General features: G+C 29.7%; 11 protein-coding genes. 6 read left to right on the forward strand and 5 right to left on the reverse strand.

The genetic code is table 11. The features are described from left to right. The first annotated feature begins 168 nt into the window (after positions 1-168). Positions 169-357, forward strand: a complete 189-nt coding sequence (locus tag H7355_RS16220; protein ID WP_390808400.1) for a hypothetical protein — start codon at positions 169-171, stop codon at positions 355-357. Positions 358-451: 94 nt separating this feature from the next. Here the strand turns inward: H7355_RS16220 and H7355_RS11220 are convergent, their stop codons facing one another. Next, complete coding sequence (locus H7355_RS11220) at positions 452-1,552, reverse strand: SagB/ThcOx family dehydrogenase (protein ID WP_186647487.1); 1,101 nt, start codon at positions 1,550-1,552, stop codon at positions 452-454. 1,111 nt (positions 1,553-2,663) lie between these two features. Between H7355_RS11220 and H7355_RS11225 the strand changes: the two genes are divergently transcribed. The 3 genes from H7355_RS11225 to H7355_RS15915 all read left to right on the forward strand — a co-directional run bounded on the left by H7355_RS11225 (position 2,664) and on the right by H7355_RS15915 (position 6,734). After that, entirely contained in the window at positions 2,664-3,809 is a 1,146-nt protein-coding gene (locus tag H7355_RS11225) for an NAD(P)/FAD-dependent oxidoreductase (protein WP_186647489.1), read from the forward strand. 217 nt (positions 3,810-4,026) lie between these two features. After that, complete coding sequence (locus H7355_RS11230; protein WP_186647491.1) at positions 4,027-5,880, forward strand: hypothetical protein; 1,854 nt, start codon at positions 4,027-4,029, stop codon at positions 5,878-5,880. A 497-nt stretch (positions 5,881-6,377) separates the two neighbouring features. Next, entirely contained in the window at positions 6,378-6,734 is a 357-nt protein-coding gene (locus H7355_RS15915) for a class I SAM-dependent methyltransferase (RefSeq protein WP_222435700.1), read from the forward strand. Between the two features lie 236 nt (positions 6,735-6,970). On the opposite strand, the gene H7355_RS11240 is transcribed toward H7355_RS15915, so the two are convergent. Then, the gene (locus H7355_RS11240; RefSeq protein WP_186647493.1) at positions 6,971-7,258 is read right to left on the reverse strand and encodes a hypothetical protein; all 288 of its coding nucleotides are present in this window, start codon (positions 7,256-7,258) and stop codon (positions 6,971-6,973) included. Between the two features lie 516 nt (positions 7,259-7,774). Between H7355_RS11240 and H7355_RS11245 the strand changes: the two genes are divergently transcribed. Further along, positions 7,775-8,434, forward strand: coding sequence for a hypothetical protein (locus H7355_RS11245; RefSeq protein ID WP_186647495.1), 660 nt, complete (start codon positions 7,775-7,777; stop codon positions 8,432-8,434). A gap of 474 nt (positions 8,435-8,908) precedes the next feature. Next, positions 8,909-10,063, forward strand: coding sequence for a DUF2235 domain-containing protein (locus tag H7355_RS11250; RefSeq protein ID WP_186647497.1), 1,155 nt, complete (start codon positions 8,909-8,911; stop codon positions 10,061-10,063). A 114-nt stretch (positions 10,064-10,177) separates the two neighbouring features. On the opposite strand, the gene H7355_RS11255 is transcribed toward H7355_RS11250, so the two are convergent. The 3 genes from H7355_RS11255 to H7355_RS11265 all read right to left on the reverse strand — a co-directional run bounded on the left by H7355_RS11255 (position 10,178) and on the right by H7355_RS11265 (position 13,302). Beyond that, on the reverse strand, positions 10,178-10,882 hold the full coding sequence (locus tag H7355_RS11255; RefSeq protein ID WP_186647499.1) for an ATP-binding cassette domain-containing protein: 705 nt from the start codon (positions 10,880-10,882) through the stop codon (positions 10,178-10,180). After that, positions 10,882-11,076 carry a hypothetical protein gene (locus tag H7355_RS11260; RefSeq protein WP_186647500.1) on the reverse strand — a complete coding sequence of 65 codons (195 nt, stop codon included), beginning with the start codon at positions 11,074-11,076 and terminating at the stop codon, positions 10,882-10,884. The genes H7355_RS11255 and H7355_RS11260 overlap by 1 nt, the downstream gene beginning before the upstream one ends. 636 nt (positions 11,077-11,712) lie before the next feature. Beyond that, positions 11,713-13,302, reverse strand: a complete 1,590-nt coding sequence (locus tag H7355_RS11265) for a hypothetical protein (RefSeq protein WP_186647502.1) — start codon at positions 13,300-13,302, stop codon at positions 11,713-11,715. Positions 13,303-13,356: the final 54 nt, after the last annotated feature.

Consider the following 13,356-nt stretch of genomic DNA (forward strand, 5'->3'; position numbering starts at 1 on the left):
ATCAACTATACATATATTTGTGCAAAGTCTAGAATTAAGAGTTTAGTTAATTAAAGCTTCAAAGATTATTACCATAGTTTGGAAGATGAAGATTGCTCAAAAGAAGTGAGTTAACTTACATTTGGTAAACTTTTAGTATGTCCAATTGTTGTTTGGATTATAGGATATTTGCTCGAAGTACCAGAAGATCTTAAAGACCCCCTTGTATTCATGTGCGCAAGCCCAGCTGCATTCCATAATTTTATTATAATTGCGAATCGGTGTAAATTAAATGACCAAGTGCAAACGAATGGCATAGTTATAACAACCGCTCTAAGCTTTATCACTGTAAACAACTTTATGTATCTATTATTGTGATTTATCTTTACTATTTAAAAATTAATTTTTTACCTGCGAAGCTTTAGGGATATTGACATAAAATTAAATTTATAATCTTCTTTGCAATAATTTCTTAACGAGTATTTTCATCAATACTTAATTTATTGATTGAAGAAATAAATTCTTGTGGAATGGAATTACCCGTACTTTTTCCAGCAGCTAGAAAAAATAAAGCAGATTCGTTATTTGGATTTATTTTAAGCAAATTATGAATTTTTTCATCATTAAATGCTCCAGTAATCCAGCAGTTTATACCTAAACCAATACAGAGCAAATTAAAGGTTTGAGATAAATGCCCCAAATCTATTAATGATACGCGGTATGTTCTAGAAACAGGATATTTCCATGCACTTAATTCAAATCGAGTTGTAAGAAAAACATTTATACTTGAATTTTTAGAAAAATATTGCCCATCGATCATACACGAAAGTTCAGAATCACTCATATTTTTATTTATAAAATCTAAAGAATGTTTAGCAGCATTGTAATGATATATTCCAGGTTCAATATTTTCTACATTATTTATCATTATATATGCTTGTGTTGGATGTAGATTTCCACCTGAAGGACAGCTCTTTCTTTTTCCTTTAATCGTAATGCCATCTAAAGCTTCGTTGTCACAATGAATATATCCAAATGATAAATAAAGCAACTTAGATAACTTATCTAAGCTTAAAGTTTCATCTATGAATTCGCGGACTGTTTTTCTATCTAATAAGCTATCCACGAGTTTAGAATGATCTAATAAATTCAATTTTGGTTCTGGCAATTGAAATCTATACTCTGATTCTCTTTCATATTCGAAATAAACATCTAATTTGTCATTTATTGTATTGCAATAAGAAATATAGTTATCTGAAAATTCTTCTTTAGAGAATGTACTATATTTTTTTGGTATACTGCTTGTGCCAATGTGAAATATTTTTGCGATTGTTCCTAATTTCCATTCACTTTGACATTCTTTTTGGACAGGAACTAAAATTTTATTTTCAATAAGATCGGCTTCGATTTGATTAAATTCCTTAATTTCAATGTAATTCATTTTATTTACTGTAAGTAAGTATTCTAAATATTCTTTTTCAAGTTCATATTGTTGGTGATATTTATAATCCCAAAGTATTAAATTATGATTGTTAAATACAAAAAATATATTGTCACTAATTCGATACTGCATTAATTTTTCCTAAATAAAAAAGGAGTGCTTATTCAGCAACTCCATTAAAAAAATATAATATAAAAATTATTTATTTTTTTGCAATTGAAACAGGCATAAAAATGTAAATTGTTGCACTTGTATTTTCTAATTCAACTATTTTCATATATATCTCCTTTATATTATTTTGAATGATTTCTATTTATAAGTTAGCTAACTGAAAAAATAGTAGCAACTTGAATGCATAAGTCAAGGTATACTAAAATAAATTTACAAATTTATTTTTTAAAAATTTAATTTAAAAATCATTAACTTTAAATTAAATAGCTTTTGTAAATCTAAAATTTACACTACGACCTTTTAAGCGAAGCAGAAATTTCAAAGCTAATCATACTATAAGTTTTAATTTAATAACTTCTACGGAGTTATATTAAAACTGATCATTCTAAACCTTAAGCCTCTCTAGCAAAAATTCTTGAAACACATGAATTCTGTAAATTCAATATCAGTTTAATAGTTTTTATTACAAAACATTACAAATACATAAGACACTTCCAATTTATTTATGATAAATTAGCTTTGTATTTTGGTACAAAAGAAGTTTTGAGATCATAAAACAAGACATATTATGAATTTTATTTGTTGCAACATGAAAATTGACTGAACCAGTTGAAACAATTTTCAATTATTTTTTGAATGAATACTTTAAATCTTATTGCTATTTTCAATTTATATCGTAAAAATTTTATCAATGATTTTCTTATATAATCCAAATTATTAAGATCAAAAAATATCCTAACAGAGTTTTTATGAATTAAATAGCAAAATATTTCTAATATTCAAGATATTTAATAGAGCTAAATATCTTTAACCATTTAAAAATCTGTGATATTAAATAACATATTAAATCGCGTTGTTTACAATTAAAATGCATATATATTATGCAAAAAAAAATTAATCTGAAACATGAGCAATTTGTTGCTTAGTTTTTATTTTATCCGTATAGTATCTTAAAATTGGTAGAAATCAGTGCCCTCTTTTTAATAATATGAGTGGAGGAATTTTCCCTTACCCTTAGACTTCTTAATAGAGTTCAAGTCACATATTTATTTAGAACAAATGGAGACAAAAAATGAATAAAGAGGTTTTTCATAGTGACATAATAATTATCGGAGCTGGAGCAGTTGGCTTATCCTTAGCAGCAAATCTTGCAAAAAAATACCCACAAAAATCCGTTGCTCTCCTTGAACGACATGATGGTTTTGGTAGGGAAATATCTTCACGCAATAGTGAAGTTATTCATGCTGGGATTTACTATAGTAAAAATTCACTGAAAGCAAAATATTGTTTAAAAGGAAAAGAGTTATTATATCATTTTTGTAAAGAATACTCAATTCCACATATTAAGTGTGGAAAATATATTGTCAGTTCATCTGAAGAGCAAAATGATGAATTATTAGAGATACAAAAAAATGCTGGTGAAAATGGTGTCTTGCTTGAATTGTTATCAGAAAAGCAACTCAGCAAAGAAACTAAATTAAGTCATTTTAAAAATGCACTCTATTCACCAGAAACAGGAATTTTTGATAGTCACAAATATATGCAAACGCTTGAAAGAATGGCTCAGGAAAAAAACGTATTTCTTGCCTACAAAAACTCTTTTAATAAAATTCTTGACATTAAAAATGATGAGATTATTTTTGAAGCTTATGATGAAAAACAAAATTCATTCTATATGAAATGTCAATATTTTATAAATGCAGGAGGACTTTCTTCTGCTAAAATTGCCAATCAGTTTTATCCAAATGAAATTTATAAAAACAAAGCATGTCGAGGACGCTATTACTCCTTATCTTCAAAGTACAATAATTATTTTGATAAGCTTATTTATCCAATTCCAGATAAAGACTGTGTTGGAATACATACGACCAATGAGCTCGATGGCAAAGTTAAACTTGGACCAGACTCTGACTGGACATTTGCTGAGTCCCATGAAGCAAGTGATCCAAGCCTATGCCAATTCTTTGCAAAGGAAGATGATGTAAAAGAACTCTTTTTTACTGAAGGTAAAAAACTCATTCCTTCACTTACTTTAAACGATTTGACCCAGAATTATATTGGTGTAAGACCTAAACTATTTATAGAAAATAAACCAGAAGAAGATTTTAAAATCTTAAAAATTATAAATGGCAACACCCAGGCTATTCATTTACTGGGTATTGAATCCCCAGGACTCACTTCATCCTTAGCTATTGGTGAAGATATTAAATTTGAATAGATTCACCATTTATTTAATTGATGATATTTTAATCAAAACAAAACTTCTTTATTATTAATATTATAAAATCATTAATTTTTATAAATAATTTTATTTATCTTATAAAATAAATTTGATTTTTTATTTTTTTTGCATTATATAAAAAATGCCATGGCAAAATTAATTTTTCTTATAATTAAAAGTTATTTATTTAACTTAAATAAGGGATTTCAAATTTATGCCAACTATAAAATATTTATTTATAAAATACTTTGCTCGAATAATTGCCATTAAAAAAAGCAAAAAAAAATTAATTTTCTGCTTTTCTCTCCTCAGTCTTCACTCATTTTCAGTCAGAGCAAACGATATTCCTGAAGAAATTCCAAAACGTGTTTATAGAGCCACACCCAGTAAGCCGGATAAAGTTTTTGCACAGGGTTTTCAGCGCTCACGAAATGAACATGCAGATTTATCAAGACATATTAATGGTGAAACTCAAGATCCGAGCGGCTTTATCAGTACAACATCAAGCATAGGATATGCTTTTGCTTACGCCGAAAGTTATGCTATGGGCTGGTGGCATGTTTCAGAGTTTTTTGTCTATGAAATTATTCCTGACGAGAATTTCGTTAGTGTCAGCAACACTTATTATCGAACACTTCGTAACGAAACAGATAGTGCTGCAAGAAATCAACTTGAAGAACAAAATTATGCTTTTACACGAGAAGATGAATACAGCGCTCTCTATACAATTCCTCCAGAGAGAGTTATTGCCGCAACTCGCTTTGAATTTGACCGTAATATTAGGAGATTTACCCAGCGCGAGAGAATCATAAATACTATTACCCGTGAGAATGAGCACTCTCCACAGTTGCAGGCAGCCATTCATCCAAACACCTATTCTTTAGGAACAATAGGAAATAGACAATATACATATAACGGAATTTCCTCGGGTTTTGCATGCGTTGAAATAACCCAATCCTCTTCTTTCTCGATGAGAAAAAAAAGAAGTACAATTGATAATAGAATTTGTCCTTTGACGCAGCCTCTAGTGTTTGAAACACTGGAAGAGCCAGAAAAATTCTTATCAAGAAAATCTTTAAAAATTGCTGCTTCTGTTGATGGATACACTTATTGTCTTACAACTTATGATAATTATATTTACTTAGATTATAAATGCAAAACGCCTCAAAAATGGAACTATACAGAGTTTGGACAATTTATTTCAGAAATAAATGATGGAAAAAATCAGCAATACTATTGTATGACAGCACCGCAAGAGGATGCGGGCGAAGATTATGCTAGAATGCAAATATGCGATTTGAATAACGACAAACAAATTTGGAAAATTAAAAAAACTACAAATGGTGAAACACTGATCCTTTCTTCAAATGGTTATGTTCTTTCATACTATAGGAGTTACGCATTTCTTAGAAAAAAGTATGAAGAAAATATGGCTATGAAAATATTGAATGCGAGTCTGCTTAAAGAAAGACAAGCCAAAGCACTCATTCAATTTTCCGTAGATCCTTTAAAAACAAAAGACAATTATATTTTATATCCAACATCTCATGGATATGCTTATATAGATGTTGCACAGTCTCTTATAAATTATACAAACTATTATAACGCTCACAATAACGCCTTATTCTCAAGTTATGGAAATAAAACGGAAGGTCCTCAAGTTTGCTATTTTTCTTCTTTGTTAAGAAAAGGAGGATCTTCGTGGGGCTGGGTGAAAGATGAATATTGTTCAACAAAAGGAAAAATGAATCAAGAATTCAAGTGGATATTTAGTAAAAAAGAAGGTTCGAACAACACTTACTCTTTATATGACATTGCAGATAATATCCTGCGTATAGATGATATCTCAGGCTCAAAAAATAGATATTATACATACACTGCTTTTAAATATTGGAGTGATAGTGATTCATTTGTTGATCTTTTTAATCTTCCCGATACGCCTAAACTTTATGCGGACACATACAATAGTTCAGTCTTATTTAACCCCAATCAGGAACAAAGGCGAGCATATGCACTTTCTGTAATTAAAGAAAAATATAAAGAGAGAATTCAGAAATTATTGAATTAGCCATTTGATATCCATTATTATTTCTCACATTCCTAATAAGTAAAATATTTTTTAAAAAATCTAATATTTACATAAATAAGATTTACAATATTTTCAATAATATCTTCATTCATAATTTTCAATTGTCTTAATTTAAATAGAGAAAATATTAAAAAATAAAATGGCAATAGTATTCCACCAATTAAACTTTCTTCAAATGTTTTGTGTACGTATATTTTATAAATAAATAACTCTATTAAAAAAATTGCATTACCCATAATTAAAAAAAATATGGTTAAAAAACAAATAATATATTCTTTTTGCATTTTCTACTCAATACTAACTTTAAAACAGACTTTATTTACATAGTTTTTTATAAATTCATTGTCAAGAATAGATTAAAAACTTATTTAAAATTTATTATTTGGAATTTTACATAAATATTCATTAAAATAATTTTGACTCAAAATCAGACATTTTGTATTTAAAAACAGAAGAATTTAAATGGAGTAATGCTTATGAGCTTAGATATCGATTTTTCAAAAACTGCACAAGATTATGCAAAACACCGAGTTGGTTTTCCAAGTGCACTGATTGCTCGATTAAAGCCTTTTGCCATAGGGATTAATGGACAAAATGTATTAGATATTGGGACAGGAACTGGTTCACTGGCTAGACTTATGGCCATGGAAGGCTGTAACGTAACAGCACATGATCCGTCTGAAAAATTAAACCAAATGGCAAAATTCTTATCTGTCACTTTGATTGGCTGCCAATTTCTCATTCTGTTGCGCAAGCGACAGAAGCTATCATTCTTAAATACAACCCCACATGGAAATTTGCTGGTGGCAGTGGATTTTACCCGCGTTGGTTAGCGGATTTAAGTGAAGCTGGATTTTCAAATTTAGAAACTTTTTCTTTTGATCTCGATATTCCTTACTCGCACGAGGATTGGTGCGGAAGAATTCGCGCAAGTGCAGGGGTCGCAGCAAGTTTATCCCCTGCTGAAGTCACAGAATTCGATCTAGAGCATAAAAAAATGCTCAAGCAATCTTTTCCTGAAGACCCCCTCACTATTCCTCATAGAGTCTGGGCTGTGATTGGATGTAAATCATTTAAATAAAAAGAATCCTGTGTAAATTTTAGGTTTCGCCAAATATTTTTTCTCAAATACCTGTTCAGCTTTAAGCTCTTTACGAGCTGCCCTGATAACATCATCCTCCCCGTAGGTTAAGATCAGATCGAGAGGAAATATTTTATGAATATCTAATACGTCTTTTTCCACAAAATCATTATTTATATAATTTTTATAAACAAGCACATTTTTAAAATTTTTAATATATTCCTTAAACTTCACTTCTTCCACATTGACGGAATCATTATCGAAACAAAGAAACAAATTATGCTTCGCACAGTTAATCTATTTTTCAAAAGAAAAATCAAAGGGATTGTACAAGATCATAATTAGAATTTTCACTGTTTTTTTTCCTTTCGCATTCTGATAAACTCAATATAGAAAGCAAAAAGGTTGGAATAAGTCCTGTTGCATTTCATAAACATAATCGTAAAAACTTTACCCAAGATGGACAGGATGAGCGAAGGCTTAAAAAGCGATACACTATCGAAAGATCAACAATCTGTTTTAGTTGAGTTGCAGAGCCAATGATCCCTGCAAATATTTAAGCAGAAAATTTTATTTCAGATAAAGTTAAAACCTAAAAATTGATTTTAAATAAATACTCTTTATAATAATATTAAAAAAAATATTAATTAAAAACAACATAATGCATAAATAATATTTTAAATTTTGACAATGTATTTAATAATTAATAGAAGTGATTATAGAAATATTAAATTAATTTAAAATTTAATATTTTATTTATATTTCTTATAAATTTATTATTTAAGGATAATTATGAAAAAAACAATAAAATTATCATTTTTATTTTCTATTCTTTTTAGTTTTCAAAGTAATGCAACTGCTGGTGCTTATATATTTTGTACAGAAGCTCCAACAGAAGAGACTACCTATGGAAAGAACAGGAAATGGGCAAAAAAAGAATTTATAATTAATTCAATTGGAAGAGCACAGGGTCAATATGAATCATTGCCTTATCCATTAGAATCAAAAAAAGATAAGTTGTGGATTAATGGAAAACGTGACGATATTTTTTATAGAAAAACGGACACACTTCGTCAAAAAGTACGTCGTGCATTTGTTCCTGAACAATCAATTACTTATTTAAGTTATAACCTCGTTCCTGATGCATTTTTTAATGATGAAAAAGAAGCAGATGCATTTTGCCAAATAATTGTGAACAAATGCAAAAGTGATTTTGGAGTGAACTATACTGGTGTAGGTGTTTCTAAAGGCGACTCATTTAAAAAATATGAGTGGGGTAATATATTAATGTTTATTAGAAATAGTGTAACTGGAGCAATAAAGACGGCAAAATATTGCAATAGCTCTAAATATTCCAAATATATGCAACCCATTCTCTATGAGTATGAAGGGGATTTTAATTTATTTAAGCAGGCTGAACACACTGCTGACACTGTGCAACTCCAACTGTAAATTCATATAAGAGATGGAGTGCAGTCCAATTTTATAAAAGAATAATTTAAAAAAGCGTTATTTATAAGAAATACTAACTTTTAATTCATCCATATAAAATTATCAAATAAGTACTTTTTCAAGAATATTATCTGCTTAAATTCCTCCATTGAACGCCGGTGATTAAAATTATAATTTTCCAGAAAGAATTCTGCTGGATCGCTTTTCCATTATATGATCTCTGGTAAAAATTAAATCATGGAATACGAAGAACCTAAATTTTCTCCACATTCCATGATGTTACCTTTTGTGGTTTTTTTGATCGAATACTTAAGTACTTTTCTCTTAAAAAAATCAATCTTTTCTTCAAATCATGTTGGACATTTTTTAAGAAAAACTTTAAAATATATTTTGGTATAGAATTGATTTTGAATTCTTTGCTAAGAACAACTCATTAATTATAATTTTAAAACTTTTTTTGAAAGAGGGGTTTTAATGGATATTATAAATCATTTTTACTTTTTTGATGGAACTGGTAATAATATTAGTAGTTCCCAAGAGCAATTAATTGGTAAATCTGTTGTAGCTGAATTATATGATTTGAATAATAGCTATGCACTATCAACATCTCTAGATGAAAAATCATTTTTAAAAAATTTAAATGGTCAGAAAAATATCAAAATATATTTTCCCGGACCAGGTGCAGGTCCAGGATATCATAAAGGAAAATTCTATGATACTCCAGGGAGAGAAAATTTTCTTGATCCATTTATTAAAAACAAATCTTCTTCTTGCACTACATTAAACCAAGTATCTGGTAGTGGATGGGAGTATAATGAAGCTAAAGCTCTTTATTTTGCTGCTAATTCTAGTAATTTAGCTAACGATCGTCATTTTATTATAGGATATAGTCGAGGAGCTATTACTGCTATTTCATTTTCAAAGAAATTATCTGAATTAAGACCAAGTAATGAAATATATTTATTTATAATCGACCCCGTTGCAGGATTTAAAAAATCAAAATTAGAAAATACAGATGATTTATATTATTCATTTACAAAAAACAAAGGAATTATTCCTTACGTTATAGGTAAAGGAGTTAAACATGTAAAAGTATTTTATGCAACCACAGAACAACGTACATCATTTAAGCCTCAGTTGCCTGCATTAAGTAATGAACGTTATCGTGATTATTCTCGACCATTGTATTTTTTAGAAAATACCAGTGCAGACATTTATTTTATGTATGCAGATCATAGACAAATTGCATATAGGAAATATGACAATACCTATATGTATCATGGAGCTGGTCAAAGAGTATTTTACGAAATTGCATGGTATATTAATTTTGTGATGAATAATGAAAATATAAATGATAACTCTCGGGACGTCTATCAATATCATGATTATTTTATAAATTGGCATAAATATGACAAAAGATACAAAGATCGTGACCTTAAATATAAAATGCAAGGTATGCGCTTAAAGGACAGAGTTATTGCTTCAGAATTGGATCCAAATGCTATTGGAGAAGCAAGATATTTAAAAATTGAAAATTATGCTAAGGGAGAATTATACAACCTACGTAAATTCGATTATGATAAATTGAAACAAATGGATTATAAACAAGATGTATATTTGGTTGATTGACAGGTACTGTTGCAAAAAAAAATCAATTGAGAGTAAAGTAACTTCTTTTGAGTGATATTTGAAGCAGTGGAAAAGCTTGGTTAACGATTTATTTTTATTTTTCAAAAAAAAAGTTCATCCCGAAATCGCATTCATAAAGGCACTGTCAACTGAGTGAGAACCGTGTTTCAGCTTAAAGGCTTCTATATTGTCATATTGATAGACAGAGGCATTGTGAATTAAAATTATTTTCCCTGCATATTGCGCAATTTCATCCAATAAATGTGAAGAAATAAAAACACCTTTCCCTTTCTCGACCGTTTTTTTAATTTTATTCCAAATTAAAATCCTTGACTCAGGGTCTATGCCAGCAGTGGGTTCATCTAGGAAATATACATCATTTTCTAAATTCAATATTATATTTGCCATAAACCAAGATTTTTCACCATTGCTGCAAAGCCCAAATCTTCTCTTTTTAATTTTTTCCCATTTGCTCAAACTGAACTCGTCATCTAGAAAGTTACGAAAGTTTGTGGTTTTAAAACTCTCCGAATTTAGTGAGTAAATAAACTCAAAGACTTCCTGACAGGTCAATTTCCATGGAGCCGATATGTTTTGCGCCATAAAAATACTCTTCATTTTCTTATCTGTAAAAATAATTTCCCCACTGCTGGGTGCAGTATTTCTTAAAATTAAATTGAAAAATGTAGATTTACCGGCGCCATTTCTCCCAATAACAGCAGTTATCCCCTGACAATCCAGTTCTTCTGAAATATTTTTGAGAATGAAATCACCCGATTTGTAGTTAAAAGAAATATTTTTGAGAATAATTTTGCGCATTACCTTTGCTCCAAAGGAATTATTTTAAGCTTTGCTGTTGCATATATTCCAGCTAATAAGAGAACTGTGCCGATTGCAAAAAAATTAATTAATGCAGTCATATTCTGAAAACTAAATGTGAGAGTATTTTTTATGAAGCGGATTGGATTGACAAAGGAAAAGTATTTTAAATAAATATTATCTCTGCTATTCATAATTTCAACCAGCAGGATCCAGCTATAAACAGAGACAATAGTCTGGACGGAGCTTACTGAAAATTTAAAGTGATTGAGTGCCGAGGCAAAAAAACCAAATATAAGGGAAATAAATAATATGAAGAGCATTAATCTGAAGCAATAGAATAGATCAATTTGAAAAAAATTTAGAAAATAACTTGCGCAGAAATACAAAAGCAGGAAGCTTGCTATATTGAATAAGCTGACTCCCAGACTAAGACCAAGCACCAAATAAAATTTTGCCATTATGTTTTTACAAAAAGAAAATAAGAAAATATTTTCTCTCCATGTTTTTAAACATATTCCCACACCAAAAAGGCAATTCAAAAAAAAATATATGAAATAAAATACATAAATGTTTCTTTTATATAGTATGCGTCTTGCATATCATTGCGAATAGAATAAAAAAACATAAAGCAGGGCATTAATAAATTAAACAAAAAAACCAAAGGCTCTCGCAACATTAATAAAAGTGAAGTCTTTAAAATAATAAATATTTTCATATAAAATCCTTATTTAGAATTTTTGGAAATAAATTTTTAAGATAAAAACTTAATTATATTATTAAATTTTGTCAATTATTTAAGAAAAAAAATATAGGTTACCAATTTTCTATTATTTTCTATTTTTTGATTTTGCGTCTGAACTTGGACTTGCAGCGCTATAAAATAAAAAGGAATAATCGGACGCAAACGGAGCTGTGCTACTCTTATTTGATTTAAGTTGCTTATTATTTTTTAATTGCAATAAATGAAGAATTTCGTTTGAAACTGATTTTAATTTATTTGCATTTGAACTTTGACTGCTTGGCATCTTTAAACTTGCATTTTGGTGACAAAATAAACAGGTTTTTGTTTGCTGAAAGTACGTTTCTAAAGTCGTATTAGCAACAGTCGTATTGGCAGGATCGGGTTGTTGATTACCATCTGGTAAAGGAATTCTTGCCCCAGGCTCAATCACTTCAGGACTGTTTGCCCAGACAACATTGACCAATTGGTAATTGAGAAATACGGAATTTGGATTAGCTTGTGCAATTACATTTTTCTGAACCCATGCATTCAAACCAGCAACGTTATTAGTAGAATCACTTGGAATAGGAGTTAAACGGACAACTTGTATAGGTGCATCATAGGGATCTTTAGGATAATTTGGGAAATAGGGATTTTGTGGAGTCGCACTTGCTGGTTGTGCATTGGGAGCACATTGATAGTGATCTGTTTTTGGATCACAATTTAAATTATAAAAAGTATACCAAGCAAGCATATTTTGTTTATTCGCATTGGGTGCATTGTTTATATGTTCAAACGTTGCCCAAATAAATTGGGGAGAGCGTTTGGTTTTATGAATAATATGCAAGCCCGTCAGTCCTACTGTCACTTCTTTAGGATTTTTTTCGTTTGGATAACTTACAATAGCTTTAGAAATTTTATAATAAGGCCAGGTTTTTGGATCCGGGAGTTCAACCCACGAAGCTTTTAATTCTATCGCGCCTATCTTTCCATATTGTGAAAAAGTTGCTGAACCGTCGGGTAAGTTTATACCTTGAGTCGTAACAAATTTTTGTTGAACTTGTGCATTATAAAGTTGATTATCATTGATATAATTAAACTCATCTTGATTCACCCGTATTTCATACAACGCAAGTTTTCCTGCTTGTGAAGTTATCCATGAATTATTTGTTCCGGCTTGCCCAAATTCATTTAAATTTAATACCTCCGCATTATTTGCTGCTTTAGAAATGGATGCCATGACTTTAAAGCCATGCTTGGATGTTTTTGCAACAGATTTTAATTTACTCTTCCATTGCTGAGGCAATGCCTGTTGACTGCACCAAGGAGCGGGTTTCTGTGCCTGAGCCAAGAATATTTCTGCGGCTTCTTTATATGTTTCCCACACAACAGGTGCTGTATTATTCGCTTTGCCAAAATCACTCGCTTTTACAGAATTATCTGCAGCACATGTGCTTGTATCTGCAACCCAATTTAAAGCAAGAAATTGTTGCCAAGCAAAACAGTTTGCATTTGCTTGGGAGTTCGGCACCCCCATATCGGTAGGAATTGTAGAATTTAATTGTGGAGGCGTTGAGCAATTTCCAGGCACACTTCCTTGAGCGTATGCTTTAAATGATAAAAAATTATTTGAGGATAATATATAAGAAAAAATGAACACTAATAAAACGTTTAATCGTAAATAAAAAAATTTCATTAATTTATTTCTCCTCAAAAATTAAAACAAAAAAAATTAATTTGGACAAATTTT

The sequence above is a fragment of the Fluviispira vulneris genome (assembly GCF_014281055.1).
In the GTDB taxonomy this organism is placed as follows: Bacteria; Bdellovibrionota_B; Oligoflexia; order Silvanigrellales; family Silvanigrellaceae; genus Silvanigrella; species Silvanigrella vulneris.

What these genes read in the sequence shown, in the direction of transcription:
- H7355_RS11255 (WP_186647499.1), bottom strand. Translation starts at nt 10,882, where the DNA reads ATGCGCAAAATTATTCTCAAAAATATTTCTTTTAACTACAAATCGGGT.
- H7355_RS11265 (WP_186647502.1), bottom strand. Translation starts at nt 13,302, where the DNA reads ATGAAATTTTTTTATTTACGATTAAACGTTTTATTAGTGTTCATTTTT.
- H7355_RS11250 (WP_186647497.1), top strand. Translation starts at nt 8,909, where the DNA reads ATGGATATTATAAATCATTTTTACTTTTTTGATGGAACTGGTAATAAT.
- H7355_RS11245 (WP_186647495.1), top strand. Translation starts at nt 7,775, where the DNA reads ATGAAAAAAACAATAAAATTATCATTTTTATTTTCTATTCTTTTTAGT.
- H7355_RS15915 (WP_222435700.1), top strand. Translation starts at nt 6,378, where the DNA reads ATGAGCTTAGATATCGATTTTTCAAAAACTGCACAAGATTATGCAAAA.
- H7355_RS11260 (WP_186647500.1), bottom strand. Translation starts at nt 11,076, where the DNA reads ATGAATAGCAGAGATAATATTTATTTAAAATACTTTTCCTTTGTCAAT.
- H7355_RS11225 (WP_186647489.1), top strand. Translation starts at nt 2,664, where the DNA reads ATGAATAAAGAGGTTTTTCATAGTGACATAATAATTATCGGAGCTGGA.
- H7355_RS11230 (WP_186647491.1), top strand. Translation starts at nt 4,027, where the DNA reads ATGCCAACTATAAAATATTTATTTATAAAATACTTTGCTCGAATAATT.
- H7355_RS11220 (WP_186647487.1), bottom strand. Translation starts at nt 1,552, where the DNA reads ATGCAGTATCGAATTAGTGACAATATATTTTTTGTATTTAACAATCAT.